This window comes from Paenibacillus pinisoli (assembly GCF_003605435.1).
GTDB lineage: Bacteria > Bacillota > Bacilli > Paenibacillales > Paenibacillaceae > Pristimantibacillus > Pristimantibacillus pinisoli.
The window spans coordinates 67,207-83,698 of record NZ_QXQB01000003.1 but is presented as its reverse complement, the minus strand read 5'-3'; the positions used below and the strand labels follow the sequence as shown (position 1 = coordinate 83,698).

Here is a 16,492-nt window from a genome sequence, read left to right as displayed (position 1 = left end):
AAAACAATAGGAGTGAAGATGATGAAAAAAAGGTTTGGTCTAATCGCAATGGTGCTCGTATTCGCTATGGCGCTTGCTGCATGCGGAGGCAATAACGGCGGCAACAACACAGGAGGCAATGCTTCCAGCTCGCCGTCTCCATCCCCATCGGCAGAAGCGCCGGCTTCTGATATTGTAGTTAAGCATCAACTGGGTGAAACAACGGTAAAAGCTAACCCTTCGAAGGTTGTCGTATTCGACTACGGCACACTGGATACGCTGGATAAGCTGGGCGTTGAGGTTGCGGCGCTTCCGCAAGCAGGCGTGCCTGCATACCTGGCGAAGTACAAGGATACCCGCTATGTGAACGCCGGCTCCCTGAAAGAGCCAGACTTCGAGACGATTCACGGCATTTCCCCTGACCTGATTATTATTTCCGGACGCCAATCCGACGCTTATAAAGAGCTTAGCGACATTGCACCAACGATCTACATGGGCGTAGATACATCGAACTACATGGAATCGTTCAAGTCCAACGTGCATACACTGGCTGAAATCTTCGGCAAACAAGCCGAGGCTGAAGCGGCGCTGGCAGACATTGACGCAACTGTGAAAGCAGTAAATGACAAAGCTACAGCTTCCGGCAAAAACGGCCTGATCATTCTGTCGAACGAAGGCAAGATCAGCGCTTATGGCCCAGGCTCGCGCTTCGGCATCATCCATGATGTCTTTGGCGTAGGCGCGGTTGATCCAACGATCAAAGTAAGCACGCATGGAGATGAAATTTCGTTTGAATTCATTTCCGAGAAAAATCCGGATTACCTGTTCGTCGTAGACCGCAATGCGGCAATCTCGGACGAAGCTGGCGCAAAAGAAACAGTCGAAAACGACCTTGTAAAAAATACGACAGCATACAAAGAAGGCAATATCGTGTATCTTGATCCTGACTTCTGGTATCTGTCCGGCGGCGGTCTGATTTCTGTAGCTTCCATGGCCAAAGAAATCGAAGCTGCTCTTAAATAAGTATAGCCCAGCATGTGAAGGCTGCTCTGCCAGGTATTCGTACCTGATGGAGCAGCCTTTTGCATTAGCAAGGCCAGCTATCGAATGCCGGGAATCGCTTCAGGGCACACTGACGAAGACATTATAACGGGAGGTTATTCGATCATGTCCAACCGAGGATTGACGACAGCTCTTATCGCCGTTGGAGCGGCCCAGCTTCTGAAGCTGCCATGGCATTACCGCAAGACGGGGAAGTGGGATATGCGGAAGATTGCTGGCTCCGGCGGAATGCCGAGCTCCCATTCCAGCGGCGTATCCGCGCTGGCTGCCTATACGGCAGCCAAGCATGGGATGCGGACGCCCGAGTTCGCCATTGCATCCATGCTAGGCATCATTGTCATGTATGATGCGATGAATATTCGGAGGCATGCAGGCGAAATCGCGATTCAGGTCAATGATCTGGACGCCGATGTCGAGAAGCTCGCAGGCCATCATCCCGGCATCTACCACAAACGCCGCAAGAAGCAGCTCAAGGAGACGCTGGGACATCAGCCCGGGGAAGTAGCGGCAGGCGCGGTGTTAGGTGTCCTGATAGGACTTGCAGGCGCGGCTTTCAGTCGATAATGAATTTTCGTCACCGTTCATAGTTCATATGAGATTGAAAATCCCGACATTACGGTCGGGATTTTTTGACCACAATAGAATTATAAGTTTTCGAGCATTCGGAAACCGAAATTCTATTTGGCGATAAAACCCACCTCTAAACGCGGTCGCTCATCATTGAGAGGCCTCGATAAAGGTTTTCTCATGCGAGCGAAGAAAGGATTGACTCTGACCATTAAATTGGATACAATTTAATTAAATAATCGTTATTGATGCCAGGAGGGAATAATAGATGTCCATATATAATTTTGAAGTGAAAACTATTCGCGGCGAGCAGCAGACACTGGCTCCTTATGAGGGCAAGGTCATGCTGATTGTGAATACGGCAACGGGCTGCGGATTCGCCCCTCAGTTCAAAGGCTTGCAGAAGCTGCATGATGATTACCAGGACCGGGGCTTTGCGGTACTCGGCTTCCCGAGCTCACAGTTCGGCAATCAGGAGAAGGGAAGCGACAGCGAGGTAGCGCAAACCTGCGAGATCAACTTTGGCGTCAGCTTTCCGCTGTACTCCAAGATCAATGTGAACGGCAGCGACGCGCATCCCCTGTTCAAGCATCTGACGAATGAAGCCCGCGGCGTCTTCGGCTCAAAGGCTATCAAGTGGAACTTTACGAAGTTTTTGGTCGATCGCGACGGCCGAGTGGTGAAACGGTATGGCTCTGCGGATGAGCCGGCTAAGATCGAAAAGGATATTTTAAGCTTACTTTCCTAATACAGTAATCAAGAACCTTCTTCTGCCTATATGGCGCAGAAGGTTTTTTGCTTTATGTATTCGATTACAGGAAAAGGTGCAGGCTGTAAGGGGGAAAGGCTGTGGCAAAAGATGAAATTGATTGGGACTTGGAGGGTGCGCAATAGGCCTTTTCGGGTGTATAATAAAAAAATGGTTAAGTAGTAAGAGGATTCTGATAGGAGAGGGTGGACATGAGCGAACAGGTGAATGAGCAGGAATTGATTGCCTATATAGCGGAACGCATCAAGGTTGACCGGAAGGATATTGAACTTGTGCTGCGTTACGAGAAGGCCTATATCGGGAATGCCAAAGCCGACAAGAACGGCGAGGTAGACATCGATATTGACGACTTGACGGATTTTATTGTAAGCAAGCGCGATGTGCGGCTCGAAGAGCCTCAGGTAGAAGAGATTTTGGAATGCGAGATGGACTACTTTATGGAGAAAGGCTTAGCTGGATACATCGATTAATATTGCCTTTAAGGCATAGCGATATCGAATGGGATCGACCGGGCCGCAAGAGGATATGGAGGTGCGCCACCAGTGGCGAGTATCAAAGAGCATAAAAAATTATCCATGGCGGAGATTGTGAAACGTTTTATATTTATTACAATCGGCTCTGTTATGATGGGTGTAGCGTTGGAATTGTTTCTGGTTCCGTTCGATATTATTGACGGGGGCATCGCGGGCGTGTCGATTATGCTGTCCGCCCTTACGCCTCTGCCGCTGAGCTTGTATTTGTTCATTATCAACGTTCCTTTTCTTATATTGGGTTATAAGCAACTGGGCAAAACCTTTGCCATCTCTACCTTGTATGGCATTACGGTCATGTCGCTGACCACGGCGATGCTGCATCATGTGGAAGCTTTCCCGGATGACAAGCTGCTTGCCGTATTGTTCGGCGGGATGATTCTGGGCGCTGGCGTAGGTCTTGTTATCCGTTATGGAGGCGCGCTGGACGGCATTGAGATTGTATCGATTCTGATTTCGAAAAAGCTTCGTATGGCTGTAGGCCAGGTCATCATGCTATTCAATGTTATTATCTTTTTGGTTGCGGGGTTTGTATTCGAATGGTCCTCCGCCATGTATTCAATGGTCACCTACTACATTGCGATAAAGGTTATCGACATTGTGGTAGAAGGTCTGGAGGAATCGAAGTCGGTGACGATTATATCGAAGGAATACGATGAAATTTCCCAGTCGATCGTCGATCGCCTCGGCCGCAGCACGACGCTGCTGCAAGCGACGGGCGGTTACTCCGGCGAAGATACGAAGGTCATCTACTGCGTGGTATCTCGTCTGGAGCTGGCTAAGCTGAAAGGAATTGTACAAGCTATTGACGAGAAGGCGTTCATCGCAGTGGAGCATGTATCCGACGTCATGGGCGGCAACTTCAGCAAGAGCAGCATTCACTAACTTAAAGGGTTGCCTGGAATGGTCATCGACGACCATTCCAGGCAACCCTTGTTTGTTAGATGGCGTTTGCCGTTGTCTCAGGCTGAGGCGACTTCGCTATCCCGTCATCCTTCACGCCAAGAAGGAACAGCAGGGCAAAGACCATGCCGATGGCAGCGATATAGAACAGCGCCGAATAGCTGAACCAATCGATAAGCGCTCCCATAAGCGGCGGAGAAGAGACAGCCGCGAGAGAGGACGCGATGTAGTAGATGCCTGTGCGGGTGCCGATGCTGCTTTCCTTGCCTAGCGCCACGATGAACGGATAGGAATTGATGTTGATGCAGGCCCAGAAGATGCCCCCGACAATAAGCATAATTCGCATAGCCAGTACGGATTCCACGAATGTAATGAGTCCGAATGTGGCGATGAGGCCAATAATTCCGATCATAATGATTAGCTTCTTGCCGAACCTCTTGCCGAGCAGTCCCGCGGGAATAGCTGCAATGACAAAGGAGAGCGAGAAAAAGGCAAGCGAGAAGACTGCTTCTTCCTTGGTCATGCCCAAGTGATTTTTGCCATAGAGAGAGAAGAGCGCCTCCACTCCTTGGTACGAGAAAAACCAAAAGAAGATCGCAAAAAGCAGCATAACTGTAGGCCGGTTCCATTCTCCGCGGAACGAGGTTCTTCCGGCAGGCTCGGCCGGCTGGTAGGAGATTGCGTCTCGCTTCTCCCGAATGGCCCAGATCAAGATGACTAGACAAAGCAAGGATAATAGAGAAGCGGTCATGAACGGCAGCGAGCTGTGCTGCTTATACAGATAGGCGCCACCTGCAAAAGCGAGCACCGACCCTACTCCTCCCATAAAGTTGATCACGCCGTTCGCTTGCGATCTCTTGTGCTGGGGCGTAATATCCGGCATAAGCGCAACCGTCGGCGAGCGGTACAAGCTCATGGATAAGTTCATTAATACCATGAACCCAACCAGCATGATCAGACTGTTGTGCCATGGAATAAGCGCGCCGAATACGGCAGCGAGCGGAATGCCAATAAGAAGGAATGGCATCCGCTTGCCGAACCGCGTATCCGTCCGGTCGCTCTTGCGGCCAATGATCGGCTGCAGGAAGATGGCGAAATAATTGTCCAGCGTCATCATAAAGCCGATCAAGGCGATGCTGGAAATGTATTCTTCCAGGAAAAAAGGGACAAATGCGTTGTATAACGCCCAGGTGATGCTAATGCTGAAAAAACCTAAGCCAAGCAGCCAAGTTTTTTTCATCCCGCGTTAGCTCCTCTCGATCCGTCTCATAATCGCATCCAGCCGGTCCGGGTAGTCTGTAATAATGCCCGATACTCCAAAGCGAAGCAGCCGCTCCAGCTCTATCTCATCGTTGACCGTGAACGGATGATAAGCGATGCCATGTCCTGCAGCTTCTTGTACCCACTGTGGCAGTACCGCATATTTGTAAGCATGAAGGGCATTCGCCTTAATCGACTTGGCATATTCCCAAGGCTGGTATAGTCCCTCCATATAGAGAATTCCGGTTTTCACTTCCGGAGCGATTTCCTTGCAGAGCACAAGGGAATAGTGATTGAAGCTGGATAGGATGATGCGCTCGCCTAGTTCATATTCCTGAACCATGGAGATCACTTCAGCTTCAATTCCCTCGTAAGGAACTACGCCGTTTTTCAGCTCCAGATTAATAACCAGCTCCGTATCCTTCGCCAGCTCCAGCAGTTCCTCCAGCAGGGGGATTCGTTCGCCCGCAAAAGAGTCAGAGAACCAGCTGCCGGCATCCAGCGCTGACAGCTCGCTATAATCAACATCCTTGACTAGCCGCGCGTCTCCGGTTGTACGCTTCAGCGATTCATCATGAATCAGAACAAGACGCCCATCCTTTGTGCGCTGCACGTCAGTCTCGATGCCGGTAGCGCCCAGCTCGATTGCGCGGCGGAATGCGGCCATAGTATTTTCCGGGCAATAAGCGCTTGCTCCCCGATGGGCAAAGTTGATTGTCTGTTGAATAAGAGCACTTCCTCTCATGTTAGAAATTGGTCATACGAACCTGTAATGAATATAGCCTGTCATTGTTAAGCCCGTGTCAACATAAGGTTAAGCGACTGCAACTGAGCGTGAATGCACATACTAGAGGAGGTCTCCTCCATTATCTGGATCGTAGCATAATCGGAACGGTTGTCATAGTACCATTTCTTTGCGAAAAAAGATTTGCATACCCTGTGGGGGTATGATATGATAAGGGTGTAGCAAAAATACCCTATGGAGGTATAATGGATGGAAGAGATCGATGTGCCTATTGCAATAGACGGCTGTGGACATTCCCATGGGGATGAGCGCAAGAGCCATCATTCCGATAAAATGAAGCAAGGCCTGACGTCCAGACTTAATCGGATTGAAGGGCAGATTCGCGGTATTAAGGGCATGATCGAGAAGGACACTTACTGCGACGATGTCTTGACTCAGATTGCTGCCGCCCAATCTGCACTCGGAAGCGTAGCCAAGCTGCTGCTAGAGGGCCATCTGAAGAGCTGCGTGATCGAGAGGGTTCAGGCGGGAGAGCACGAGGTTGTGGAAGAGCTGCTGGTGACGATCAATAAATTAATGAAATAAGAAAGAGGGTAATCGATATGGCAAACACAGTATTGAAAGTAGAAGGCATGAGCTGCGGACATTGTGTCAGCTCCATTGAGAAAGCATTGGCGGAGAAAGGCGCAAGCGGCAAAGTGGATCTGGCCAGCAAAAACGTTGCGGTTGAATACGATGAGTCGAAGCTGACCTTGGATGCGATCAAAGAAGCGATCGAAGACCAAGGCTACGATGTTGTTTAATTAAAGGGAGCATGAAACTACCTATGACAATAAGAAGGATAGTAAGGGATCGCCAATCGTATTTGGCGGTCCTCGCTTTTGTTTTGGCGGGAACGCTCGGCTTTGGCAGTGCCGATTACGTTCATGGCGAGGCGTATACGAATCATTCATCAATGCTGCCGGCCCACCAAGGGCATAAGCATCATCATGGTGCTTCCGAAGGGGACGGGCAATCTGCGGAAAAAGAGGCAGAGCATCAGCATAACCATCATAGCGGCGAGGAAGAAGTGGAGCAGCTGCATGCGGAATGGAGCTTTCAGCCTGGCGAAGCGGCGGCAGGAGAAGCGATTGCGATAGACCTGCAGCTGTCCGATGCGGAGGGCGAGCCGCTTCAGAAGTTCGAGGATACGCATGAACGCAAGCTGCACCTGATTATAGTAAGCGAGGATCTGAGCTACTTTGATCATGTGCATCCCGAATATGCGGGGGAAGGGCTGTTCAGACATTACATCGTCCTTCCGGCAGGAGGAAAGTACAAGCTGTTCGCAGATTTTCAGCCTGCTGGCTACGCCCATGCCATGGTATCTACTTCGCTGCAAGTAGGGGGCGAGGGACAGTTCGAGCGGATTATTGCGGATCAGGAGCGGATCAAGACAACGGATAAAGCGGTTGTCGAGCTTGCTGTATCCAGCCTTGAAGCAGGGGGAGAATCGGAGCTGGTCTTTACGTTCAGGCATCCGAAGACTGGAGATTTACTGAAAGACCTTCAACCTTATCTGGGAGCCATCGGCCATGTGGTGATCATTAGCGAGGATCTGGAGCAATATCTTCATGTGCATCCTGCAAGCGAGCGCGGAAGCGGACCTGAAGCCAAATTTGCGACAAGCTTCCCGGCAGAAGGGCTGTACCGGATATGGGGCCAGTTCCAGCGGCAAGGTGAAACCTTTATTGTTCCGTTTACCGTAAAGGTGCAATAGCTTATGAATTGGACAGGGCTGCCCTGCCAGCAACGATAAAGCGTCGCAGGCCAGGCAGCCCTTATAATTCTTATATTTAACCGGTCCGCCTTCTAATAAAGCGGCGCGTGACATCCCCTTGCAAATTGCAAACAACATGTAAGCCAAGCTGTGTGTTAGTAGTATCCCAAAACAACGGAAGCCCTACCTCTCTTCCGTCCTTGCGGCTCCAATGACCGCGCCAGTGTGAATCAGAATTACGTCTTCGTGAAACATGAGTCCGGAATTGTAGTCAAGAAATCAAAATCAGAGGGTAAAATTGAATCTTACTGGGGATATATAGGGGTTAAATATAACATTCTTATTATCATAGCATAAATGTTTGAATAATGCAATAAGCGCATTACTTTCCTCCTGTTGGATAAGCTAATGGATGGAAAGGGGATATGCGACATGCCAGATTGGCTGCAGATTGTATTACGCACATTGGCGTCTATCGTTATCTTATTCATTATGACGAAGGTGCTTGGCAAGCGTCAAATATCCGAGTTGTCCTTGTTTGAATATATTACGGGGATTTCAATCGGTAACATCGCCGCATATATTTCGCTTGATCTGGACAATCTCTGGTATTTGGGTATTGTGTCGTTGGTTGTATGGGTAAGCGTCTCGGTTGCGATGGAGCTGTGGACGCTGAAGAGTAGAGGGGTTCGCAATGTTGTAGACGGCAGAGGCACCGTATTGATTCAAAATGGGCAGCTGTCCAAGAAAAAGCTGCGCAAGGAGCGCATCACGCTGGATGAGCTGCTGGAGCAGCTGCGGCAGAAAGACGTATACCGGGTAGCAGACGTTGAATTTGCCGTTATGGAGTCCAGCGGAGAACTGAACGTTCAACTGAAGAAGGAGCATCAGCCGCTGACGCCGGCTATGCTGGGATGGACAATGAGCAAAGAGAGCCAGCCGTATTCCATCATTATGGACGGGCATGTCATTCCGGAAGAGCTGCAGCTGTCGGGACATTCGGAGGATTGGCTGAACCATGAGCTGAAGCGTTACAAGCTGAAGCTTGAGGATGTATTCCTTGCGCAGCTGGACAGCGACGGACAAGTGACCTTCCAGACGGCTGACGGCAGGACATATCCTGAGCCTTCAGCCACTAAGCCGAAGGACCGGGTCATATCACTCACTGGTCAGCTTCAAGAGGAGCTAAGACGGCTCGGGCAATTGTCCCAAAGCGAGAAGGACCGCAAGGCATACGAGTCGGCGCTGTTTCATTTGAATCAGGGCATAGAAGCAATGCGGCTTAAGAAAGGCACCGAGAATTAAACGAGCAGGCATCCGGCGACAGAATGGCCGGATGCCTGCCCGCCTTTGCAAACAAAACGCATATATTATAGAAGAAAAAAATTATCTGCGCACTTGATTAGAGTCTGGCAGGAACTGCTGCTGCCCTGGATTGGTAATCGGCTCCGGCATTACCTTGCCGCCTGCAAAATGATATTTCACGACGGTATTGAATGAATCAATCCATGGCGTAAGCGAGCGGCCGCCCCAAGCTTCCTTCGCATATTCATTGAAGTAATTGACGAACTCCATATTGGCCGAGATATGAACTTCCTGGACGGAAGGCACATAATTCCGAACCAGCTTGGCTGCTGTTTGCTTCAGCTCTGGCGACAATTCATTATGGTCGTTGACGGAGAAGTAGGAATTATAAGGCGATACCAGAACGCGGCCATTGCCATAGGGGCTGCCGTTGTCGAAATTGTATACGCCTGTATTGGCGCCAGTATTGTTCTGCTCCTCTGTGCCGCTTGAGCCTTTGGTCCCTACAGCTGTCCAATCCAGCATCAGGGCGACGTAGGCGTTTTTGTCGGTGAGCATCACAATAGATGAGGCAACCCCGTTTAACGAGCTCACCTTATTGGAAAGAATGGAACTGTATTCGAAGAAGGCATTGTCATGCTGATGGGCATTGCCCGTCATGCTGCCGTACGCCTTGGCGCCAATCATCTTGGGATCGCCCGGCTTCCGGCTTCCGTAGTCGTAATCGCTTTGCTGCACAAGCTGCTCATAGTTGCAGCCCGACATTACGGTCAAGACCGCAACGGTCAGCAGGATAAAGGCCATACGTTTGATCATCGATCGCGGACCCCCGTTTCAGGTATAGTTGACTTGCCTTTAGTGTAGGTTCGGGCGGAGTAAATATACGTTTTAAGGGACATACATAATTGACCATGGGTTTGGTGCACAATGTAGGAGGGATGAGGCAAGCTGCTGCTAGGCGATTCGACAAGCTTTGCGGCCTCCAAACGGCGAGTGCAAGAGCTGAAAAACGGCTAAAATATGCGTTTTTGACAGCTTTGAGAACAATTTGTGAACTCTCTGTGGAACATTGACAAATAGGGTTCCCAACTTTATATTTAATAAAGTGATTTAAGTTGCAGGAGTTGTCAAAACATCTGTGAAACACGCAGCAAAGCCGCTTGCCACGTGAAAATTAGGCAGCTGCGAAAACGTCAAAAGTGGGGTTGATTAATGATGAATCGGTGGCAATTTGTAAAACGGCTTGCGCCGCTAATGGCCTTAATGGTATTAGTGCTAGCCGCTTGCGGACGGGAAGACTTGTCCACGCTGAATCCCCAGGGTCCAGTAGCGGAAGAGCAATTCGGGCTGATGAAGACAGCAATTATCATCATGGGTCTCGTAATTGTTGTCGTATTTGCAATTTCTTTGTACGTAATTATCCGTTTCCGCAGACGTCCTGGCGACAAGACGATTCCAAAGCAAGTTGAAGGAAGCCATAAGCTGGAGATTATTTGGACAGTTATTCCAATCATCCTTCTTATTATCCTTGGCGTGCCAACGGTACAATCGGTCTTCAATCTAGCCAAGGACTATCGCGATGATCCAGAGGCGGTTAAAGTTATCGTGACCTCGCACCAGTACTGGTGGGAATTCGAGTATCCTGAGCTTGGAATCAAGACAGCTCAAGAGCTGGTTATTCCAACAGGCAAGACGATTTCCATCGAAGCGAAGACGGCTGACGTGCTTCACTCGTTCTGGATTCCGTCACTTGCAGGCAAGATCGATACGAACCCAGGCGGTAACGTAAACTTCATGTACTTCTCCGCGCCAAAAGAAGGCGTTTACTTGGGCAAATGCGCCGAGTTGTGCGGACCTTCCCATGGCCTCATGGACTTTAAAGTAAAATCGGTTAACCCGGATGCCTTCGATCGTTGGGCTGCCGCACTGCAAGAACCTGTAGCGCTTCCAAGCGACCCGGCCATTGCTGCTGCATTCGAAAGCAAATGTCTGACTTGCCACGCTGTGGGCGATATGGGTGGACCAGCATATCCTAACCTTACAGGCATCGGCAGCCGCGAGAGCGTTGGCGGCATTCTGGTGAATGTGGACGCTGATGATAAGAAGTATGACCACGAAGATACGGTATACAACAACCTTTACAAGTGGATCAAAGACCCTGAAAGTATTAAACCAGGAAATAATATGGTCAATCAATATGATCTGACTGAAGAAGAGCTTGAAGGTATTGCGAAGTATCTTTCTGAGTTAACGCTTAATTACGAATAATACGATCATCAGTGATTGAAGGAGGTACCTACCTTGGCTCATGCACACGCGCATGCGGTCAAACGTTACAGCGGCATAATGGACTGGCTGACAACGGTTGACCATAAAAAAATCGGTATTTTGTATTTGATTGCAGGGGGCTTTTTCTTCCTTGTAGGCGGTCTGGAAGCCATTCTGATCCGGATCCAGCTGTGGAAGCCGCAAGGAACATTCGTGTCGGCAGATACATACAACGAACTGCTTACGATGCACGGTACGACCATGATCTTTTTGGCAGCGATGCCATTGATATTTGCATTAATGAACGCGGTCATTCCGCTTCAGATCGGCGCGCGCGACGTTGCCTTTCCTTTCCTGAACTCGCTTGGCTTCTGGACGTTCCTCTTCGGCGGACTCCTGCTGAACGTGAGCTGGATTGTCGGCGATGTGCCTGATGCAGGCTGGACGTCCTATGCGCCTCTTGCAGGTACAACGTACAGCGGCGACCATGGCGTCGATTATTATGTACTGGGCTTGCAGATAGCCGGTATCGGTACGCTTGTCGGCGGTATCAACTTCCTTGTTACCATCATCAACATGCGTGCTCCAGGCATGACATTCATGCGTATGCCAATGTTCACATGGACTGTTTTCATTACATCGGCATTGATCCTGTTCGCTTTCCCTGCTCTTACTGTAGGTTTGGCGGCACTGATGTTCGACCGTTTGTTCGATGCGAACTTCTTCGATCCATCCGCAGGCGGCAACGCTGTTCTGTGGGAGCATATTTTCTGGATCTTCGGGCATCCTGAGGTTTATATCCTCATCCTGCCTGCCTTCGGTATCATTTCCGAAGTTATCAGCACGTTCTCGCGCAAGCGCCTGTTCGGATACAGCTCCATGGTATTCGCTACAATCCTGATCGGCTTCTTGGGCTTCATGGTATGGGCGCATCACATGTTCACAGCGGGCCTTGGCCCGGTAGCGAACGCGCTGTTCTCCATCGCAACGATGCTGATCGCGGTACCGACAGGTATCAAAATCTTTAACTGGTTGTTCACGATGTGGGGCGGTTCCATCAAGTTTACGACCGCGAACCTGTTCGCAGTCGGCTTCATCCCTACATTCGTAATGGGCGGCGTAACAGGCGTCATGCTTGCTGCAGCGCCGGCTGACTTCCAGTATCATGACTCGTATTTCGTCGTAGCGCATTTCCACTACGTTATCGTAGGCGGTCTGGTGCTTGGCCTGTTCTCAGGTCTGCACTACTGGTGGCCGAAGATGTTCGGCCGCATTCTGAATGAAACGCTTGGCAAATGGACGTTCTGGATGTTCTATATCGGCTTCCACCTGACGTTCTTCGTACAGCATTTCCTTGGTCTGATGGGTATGCCGCGCCGTATCTGGCAGTACCTGGACGGACTTGGCTTTAATGAAATGAACATGATTAGTACAGTTGGTGCCCTAATGATGGGTATTGGTACGGTTATGTTCTTGATGAACATTGTTATCACTAGCGTTAAACCTAAAGGCGTCGCGAACGATCCTTGGGAAGACGGACGTACGCTGGAGTGGACGATTGCATCTCCGCCGCCAGAGTACAACTTTGCACAAACTCCGCTTGTACGCGGTTATGACGCATATTGGAAAGAGAAGCAAGACGGCCACAGCGGCATGACGCCTGCTGAGCCGGTTGGTCCGATTCATATGCCGTCACCTTCGATTCTGCCGTTTTTCATGGGCATGGGCTTGTTCATTGCAGGCTTCGGCTTCATGTATTCGCCAGATTGGGGTCAATTCCTCGGAACGAGCTTGACGATGGGTCACTTCATCGGAATCGTGGGTCTTGCCATTACACTAATCTGTATGCTGCTCCGTTCGGTGATTGACGATCATGGCTTCCATATCGAGGAAGAAGAAATTCTGAAGGATCTAGGGGGGAAAGCATGAGCGCGCACACGCATGTAGAAGGCCAATTGCCTCATGAGCCGGAAAAGGCGACCCTTGAGGGACGCAATAAAGTCCTCGGCTTCTGGCTGTTCCTAGGCGGCGAGACGGTATTGTTCGGTACGCTGTTCGCAGCGTTCCTTGCCCTCCGTCATCAAGTGCTTGACGGTCCGACCGCCAATCATTTGTTCGATCTGAAGCTGGTAGCTTATGCTACCGCAATCCTGCTGACATCCAGCTTAACGAGCGTATTCGCGATTCAAGCGATGCATCAGCAAAAAGTAAAAAGCTTGATCAACTGGCTTATCGTTACCGTATTGCTTGGCCTCGGCTTCCTTGGCCTTGAGATTTACGAGTTCGTACACTATGTACACGAAGGCCATGGCTTCACTACAAGCGCATTCAGCTCCTCTTTCTATACGCTGGTTGGCTTCCACGGAGCGCACGTATTGTTCGGTATTCTGTGGATTACGCTGCTTATTATTCAGCTAATGAGAAAAGGACTGACAGTCGTTACTGCACCGAAAGTATATGTAGCTGGTATGTACTGGCACTTTATCGACGTTGTATGGGTATTCATCTTCACGGTTGTATACCTGATGGGAAAGGTGGTTTAACGTATGGCAAGCAATCAGCCCGCCACGGAGCAAAACACCAAACGTCACAAGGTAGAAGGTCCAAAGAAACATATCGTCGCTTTTATCTTCTCGATCCTGCTTACCTTCATTGCATTCGCAACTGTAATTAGCGGCGAGATCAACAAAGACTTTATCTATATCATTCTTCTCGGAACGGCTGTTCTTCAAGTATTCGTACAGATGGCGTTCTGGATGCACATGAAAGACCGTGGTCATAAGTACGCGTTAATCGGCATTCTGTCTGGTGTATTCGTCGTATTTACCTGCGTGATCATGGCAGAATATTGGGTTTGGTGGTAATCAGATACCGCCACATGCAACTGAACAGAGGAGGGTCCCGGTTTGGGTCCCTCTTCTTTCGTAACAAATGCTTGAGTGCATGAGAAAGGAGCCTCCTCTAGTGTTAGATTTAAACAAGTATTTCTCCTTCACTGAGTTGTGGACGCCTATGTTTCTATTTGCGATGGCTGCGATAGTCATCCTCTACTTCTATCTGATCGGCCCATGGCGCGAGAAGCGCCATCCTGAGGCAGCCCCAGCGACTTTAATGCAGAAGACGCTTTTTGTATCGGCGATCGTGCTGGTCTATCTCTGTCATGGCGGCCCTTTCAATTTGCTTGGTCACTTGATGTTTACGTTCCATATGGTCAATATGTCGGTTTCTTATCTCATCGTTCCGCCGATGATTTTGCTGGGAATTCCGGCTTTTATATGGCGAGCGGCGTTTTCTTCTGGCTTCTGGAGGAAGCTTCGATTTCTTATGCATCCCATCGTTACGCTAGTAGCGTTCAATATGCTATTCTCGATCTATCATGTTCCGATGGTGCATGATTACGTCATGACTAACTTTACCGTACATCGTATTTATTATGTGGCATTGTTCATTACGGCATTCATGATGTGGTGGCAGATTGCAAGCCCGGTCCCGGAATGGAACAGGCTGACGCATGTGAAAAAGATGGCGTATGTATTCGCCAACGGCGTATTGCTCACGCCGGCTTGCGCACTGATCATCTTCTCGCCTGCTGGCATGTACGCAACGTATAATGATCCGCAAGTATGGGCGACGGCGATGGGCTATTGTATGCCAGGCAGCGATAGCAGCGCTCTGATAGCACAGTTCGGCGGTCCTCAGTTTTTCAATACGCTTGGGGTAGTCGATGATCAGCAGCTAGGCGGCATTATAATGAAGCTGGTACAGGAGCTTATGTACGGCATCATTCTCGCATACATCTTCAAGCAATGGTTTAAGCGGGAGCACCATGCAGATGACGAGTTGCCGAATCCGGGAACGCCAGGCACGAATCCCGGCACTGCCTAACGGCTGATTGAACTCACGCTTATATCTTTATACCTGGAGAGGATTAACATGGACTTGAATATTCTCATGCCGACAGTCAGCACATTCTTTATCGTGCTAAGCGCCACACTTGTGGCGTTCGGCTGGCGGCTGGCGGTTCAGCGGAAGCTGGAGCAGCATCAGAAGGTAATGGTCTACGCTGCTGTTGCCGCAATTTTGTTCTTTATTATCTACGCGTCCAGAACATTCATTATCGGGAGCACGCCTTACAATGGTCCGGATGGACTTAAGCCGTATTACCTTGTATTCTTATTGTTCCATATTGTGCTTGCAACTGTGGCTGCAGTATTCGGCATTACGACGATAACACTGGGCTACAAGAAGAAGTTCAAGAAGCACCGCAGGCTCGGCAGATTGACGTCGATCATCTGGTTTATTACAGCCATCACAGGCGTAGCGGTCTATTCGATCTTGTACGTGCTGTACCCGGCAGCAGACGCCAAACCATTATTTGAAGCCATATTCGGGTAACCGGTTGAAGAAAGTCATTCGTGAAGAACGGATGGCTTTTTTTGTGCGAGGAAATGCCCATGGAAAAAAGATAAAAAAAATGTTCTGGAAGTATTGACAGCTATTCGAGGTGTGCATATACTGTGTATATAGATATATACAGTATATAAACACAGCACAGTATACACAGTGAAAAATAAGTATATACGGTTGCCGAAGGGAGGCTGCCAGATGAACACATGGCAAGGAGCTTGGTGTCTGGCGAAGGAAGAACTAAGACGAATCAGGTGGAAGCACATTATCACCCTCATCTTTATCGGTTACTTGCTCATTTTTCTTGTACCGATGTTCGCTGATTCGAGAGAGGACAATAGTACATTCGCATTCTGGGCCATGGATTTCATTACGGTCACGCTTCTTCCGATGCTGGGATTAATGTCTACACAGAATTCAGGAATCTATTGGAAGATGGATTCCTTTACGAGAAAGCTGGCGGCATGGCGTACGATGCCTATAACGATTAAGCAAATCGCACTGGGACGGATCGTATTATACCTCACTAATGGCCTAATAGCTAAGATAGTCTTTTTCACAATTTACTACTTATTCGCCAGATCGCTGGGTGCCAATATGAGACTGATGGACTTTGTCTTGTATGCCTTGTTCTGGATCGGGATATCAATTGCAATCGGAATTATGTATCTCTACTTCGAGACAGGATATTCGGGAATCAAGTACTTCTGGTTCTGTACAGTAATTTCGCTGCTTTTACTTGCGGTGATGGCGTTTTACTCTTACACCACTAGAGACAGTCTGGTGCTTCTAAGCTACGAGACTATTGCACAAGGCGGCTGGTGGCTGTCGCTGATCGGGATTTTGTTAGGAGTATTATCTTTCTTGGGCATACGGAAGGCAATGGAGAAGAAACTGAGAACAAGGAGCTTTATCAGTTAATAGAGAAAGCGGGTGAA

19 protein-coding genes are annotated in these 16,492 nt (G+C 49.4%); 16 read left to right on the top strand and 3 right to left on the bottom strand.

What is annotated here, in order from left to right; all coding sequences use genetic code 11:
* Nucleotides 1-21 precede the first annotated feature (21 nt).
* The 5 genes from D3P09_RS13870 (at nucleotide 22) to D3P09_RS13850 (ending at nucleotide 3,792) form a co-directional block, all read left to right on the top strand.
* Nucleotides 22-1,002, top strand: coding sequence for a siderophore ABC transporter substrate-binding protein (locus D3P09_RS13870; protein ID WP_120111032.1), 981 nt, complete (start codon nucleotides 22-24; stop codon nucleotides 1,000-1,002).
* A gap of 144 nt (nucleotides 1,003-1,146) precedes the next feature.
* Nucleotides 1,147-1,605: a divergent PAP2 family protein gene (locus tag D3P09_RS13865; RefSeq protein WP_120111029.1), complete on the top strand. Its 459-nt coding sequence runs from the start codon at nucleotides 1,147-1,149 to the stop codon at nucleotides 1,603-1,605.
* A gap of 271 nt (nucleotides 1,606-1,876) precedes the next feature.
* Complete coding sequence (locus tag D3P09_RS13860) at nucleotides 1,877-2,356, top strand: glutathione peroxidase (protein WP_120111026.1); 480 nt, start codon at nucleotides 1,877-1,879, stop codon at nucleotides 2,354-2,356.
* 212 nt (nucleotides 2,357-2,568) lie between these two features.
* Entirely contained in the window at nucleotides 2,569-2,847 is a 279-nt protein-coding gene (locus D3P09_RS13855; RefSeq protein ID WP_120111023.1) for a hypothetical protein, read from the top strand.
* Between the two features lie 105 nt (nucleotides 2,848-2,952).
* A complete protein-coding gene (locus tag D3P09_RS13850; RefSeq protein WP_120112431.1) occupies nucleotides 2,953-3,792 on the top strand; it encodes a YitT family protein in 840 nt (279 codons plus the stop codon).
* A 55-nt stretch (nucleotides 3,793-3,847) separates the two neighbouring features.
* On the opposite strand, the gene D3P09_RS13845 is transcribed toward D3P09_RS13850, so the two are convergent.
* Both D3P09_RS13845 and D3P09_RS13840 read right to left on the bottom strand, forming a co-directional pair.
* Nucleotides 3,848-5,050: an SLC45 family MFS transporter gene (locus D3P09_RS13845; RefSeq protein WP_120111021.1), complete on the bottom strand. Its 1,203-nt coding sequence runs from the start codon at nucleotides 5,048-5,050 to the stop codon at nucleotides 3,848-3,850.
* Nucleotides 5,051-5,056: 6 nt separating this feature from the next.
* Nucleotides 5,057-5,797, bottom strand: coding sequence for a glycerophosphodiester phosphodiesterase (locus D3P09_RS13840; protein WP_120112430.1), 741 nt, complete (start codon nucleotides 5,795-5,797; stop codon nucleotides 5,057-5,059).
* A 267-nt stretch (nucleotides 5,798-6,064) separates the two neighbouring features.
* On the opposite strand from D3P09_RS13840, the gene D3P09_RS13835 reads away from it, so the two are divergent.
* The 4 genes from D3P09_RS13835 to D3P09_RS13820 all read left to right on the top strand — a co-directional run bounded on the left by D3P09_RS13835 (nucleotide 6,065) and on the right by D3P09_RS13820 (nucleotide 8,879).
* Complete coding sequence (locus D3P09_RS13835; RefSeq protein ID WP_120111018.1) at nucleotides 6,065-6,400, top strand: metal-sensitive transcriptional regulator; 336 nt, start codon at nucleotides 6,065-6,067, stop codon at nucleotides 6,398-6,400.
* Nucleotides 6,401-6,417: 17 nt separating this feature from the next.
* The gene (locus tag D3P09_RS13830; RefSeq protein WP_120111015.1) at nucleotides 6,418-6,618 is read left to right on the top strand and encodes a copper ion binding protein; all 201 of its coding nucleotides are present in this window, start codon (nucleotides 6,418-6,420) and stop codon (nucleotides 6,616-6,618) included.
* Nucleotides 6,619-6,641: 23 nt separating this feature from the next.
* The gene (locus D3P09_RS13825) at nucleotides 6,642-7,574 is read left to right on the top strand and encodes a hypothetical protein (RefSeq protein WP_133305006.1); all 933 of its coding nucleotides are present in this window, start codon (nucleotides 6,642-6,644) and stop codon (nucleotides 7,572-7,574) included.
* Nucleotides 7,575-8,006: 432 nt separating this feature from the next.
* Nucleotides 8,007-8,879 (top strand): DUF421 domain-containing protein, encoded by an 873-nt coding sequence (locus D3P09_RS13820; protein WP_120111009.1) that lies wholly within the window; start codon nucleotides 8,007-8,009, stop codon nucleotides 8,877-8,879.
* 81 nt (nucleotides 8,880-8,960) lie between these two features.
* On the opposite strand, the gene D3P09_RS13815 is transcribed toward D3P09_RS13820, so the two are convergent.
* The gene (locus tag D3P09_RS13815) at nucleotides 8,961-9,695 is read right to left on the bottom strand and encodes a hypothetical protein (RefSeq protein WP_120111007.1); all 735 of its coding nucleotides are present in this window, start codon (nucleotides 9,693-9,695) and stop codon (nucleotides 8,961-8,963) included.
* Between the two features lie 396 nt (nucleotides 9,696-10,091).
* Here D3P09_RS13815 and coxB point away from each other — a divergent pair, with 396 nt between their 5' ends.
* The 7 genes from coxB (at nucleotide 10,092) to D3P09_RS13780 (ending at nucleotide 16,475) form a co-directional block, all read left to right on the top strand.
* Nucleotides 10,092-11,147, top strand: a complete 1,056-nt coding sequence (coxB, locus tag D3P09_RS13810; RefSeq protein ID WP_120111004.1) for a cytochrome c oxidase subunit II — start codon at nucleotides 10,092-10,094, stop codon at nucleotides 11,145-11,147.
* 78 nt (nucleotides 11,148-11,225) lie between these two features.
* The gene (gene ctaD, locus D3P09_RS13805) at nucleotides 11,226-13,076 is read left to right on the top strand and encodes a cytochrome c oxidase subunit I (RefSeq protein ID WP_120112428.1); all 1,851 of its coding nucleotides are present in this window, start codon (nucleotides 11,226-11,228) and stop codon (nucleotides 13,074-13,076) included.
* Nucleotides 13,073-13,690: a cytochrome (ubi)quinol oxidase subunit III gene (locus D3P09_RS13800; RefSeq protein ID WP_120111001.1), complete on the top strand. Its 618-nt coding sequence runs from the start codon at nucleotides 13,073-13,075 to the stop codon at nucleotides 13,688-13,690. The genes ctaD and D3P09_RS13800 overlap by 4 nt, the downstream gene beginning before the upstream one ends.
* A gap of 3 nt (nucleotides 13,691-13,693) precedes the next feature.
* Complete coding sequence (locus D3P09_RS13795) at nucleotides 13,694-14,011, top strand: cytochrome C oxidase subunit IV family protein (RefSeq protein WP_120110998.1); 318 nt, start codon at nucleotides 13,694-13,696, stop codon at nucleotides 14,009-14,011.
* 100 nt (nucleotides 14,012-14,111) lie between these two features.
* Complete coding sequence (ctaG, locus tag D3P09_RS13790) at nucleotides 14,112-15,032, top strand: cytochrome c oxidase assembly factor CtaG (RefSeq protein ID WP_120110996.1); 921 nt, start codon at nucleotides 14,112-14,114, stop codon at nucleotides 15,030-15,032.
* A gap of 48 nt (nucleotides 15,033-15,080) precedes the next feature.
* Nucleotides 15,081-15,542: a DUF420 domain-containing protein gene (locus D3P09_RS13785; protein WP_120110993.1), complete on the top strand. Its 462-nt coding sequence runs from the start codon at nucleotides 15,081-15,083 to the stop codon at nucleotides 15,540-15,542.
* A 210-nt stretch (nucleotides 15,543-15,752) separates the two neighbouring features.
* A complete protein-coding gene (locus D3P09_RS13780; protein ID WP_120110990.1) occupies nucleotides 15,753-16,475 on the top strand; it encodes a hypothetical protein in 723 nt (240 codons plus the stop codon).
* Nucleotides 16,476-16,492 lie beyond the last annotated feature (17 nt).

Excerpts from the sequence above, each read along its gene's own strand:
- D3P09_RS13870 (WP_120111032.1), top strand. The coding sequence starts at position 22 with ATGAAAAAAAGGTTTGGTCTAATCGCAATGGTGCTCGTATTCGCTATG.
- D3P09_RS13865 (WP_120111029.1), top strand. The coding sequence starts at position 1,147 with ATGTCCAACCGAGGATTGACGACAGCTCTTATCGCCGTTGGAGCGGCC.
- D3P09_RS13860 (WP_120111026.1), top strand. The coding sequence starts at position 1,877 with ATGTCCATATATAATTTTGAAGTGAAAACTATTCGCGGCGAGCAGCAG.
- D3P09_RS13855 (WP_120111023.1), top strand. The coding sequence starts at position 2,569 with ATGAGCGAACAGGTGAATGAGCAGGAATTGATTGCCTATATAGCGGAA.
- D3P09_RS13850 (WP_120112431.1), top strand. The coding sequence starts at position 2,953 with ATGGCGGAGATTGTGAAACGTTTTATATTTATTACAATCGGCTCTGTT.
- D3P09_RS13845 (WP_120111021.1), bottom strand. The coding sequence starts at position 5,050 with ATGAAAAAAACTTGGCTGCTTGGCTTAGGTTTTTTCAGCATTAGCATC.
- D3P09_RS13835 (WP_120111018.1), top strand. The coding sequence starts at position 6,065 with ATGGAAGAGATCGATGTGCCTATTGCAATAGACGGCTGTGGACATTCC.
- D3P09_RS13830 (WP_120111015.1), top strand. The coding sequence starts at position 6,418 with ATGGCAAACACAGTATTGAAAGTAGAAGGCATGAGCTGCGGACATTGT.
- D3P09_RS13825 (WP_133305006.1), top strand. The coding sequence starts at position 6,642 with ATGACAATAAGAAGGATAGTAAGGGATCGCCAATCGTATTTGGCGGTC.
- D3P09_RS13820 (WP_120111009.1), top strand. The coding sequence starts at position 8,007 with ATGCCAGATTGGCTGCAGATTGTATTACGCACATTGGCGTCTATCGTT.
- D3P09_RS13815 (WP_120111007.1), bottom strand. The coding sequence starts at position 9,695 with ATGATCAAACGTATGGCCTTTATCCTGCTGACCGTTGCGGTCTTGACC.
- coxB (WP_120111004.1), top strand. The coding sequence starts at position 10,092 with ATGATGAATCGGTGGCAATTTGTAAAACGGCTTGCGCCGCTAATGGCC.
- ctaD (WP_120112428.1), top strand. The coding sequence starts at position 11,226 with ATGGACTGGCTGACAACGGTTGACCATAAAAAAATCGGTATTTTGTAT.
- D3P09_RS13800 (WP_120111001.1), top strand. The coding sequence starts at position 13,073 with ATGAGCGCGCACACGCATGTAGAAGGCCAATTGCCTCATGAGCCGGAA.
- D3P09_RS13795 (WP_120110998.1), top strand. The coding sequence starts at position 13,694 with ATGGCAAGCAATCAGCCCGCCACGGAGCAAAACACCAAACGTCACAAG.
- D3P09_RS13785 (WP_120110993.1), top strand. The coding sequence starts at position 15,081 with ATGGACTTGAATATTCTCATGCCGACAGTCAGCACATTCTTTATCGTG.
- D3P09_RS13780 (WP_120110990.1), top strand. The coding sequence starts at position 15,753 with ATGAACACATGGCAAGGAGCTTGGTGTCTGGCGAAGGAAGAACTAAGA.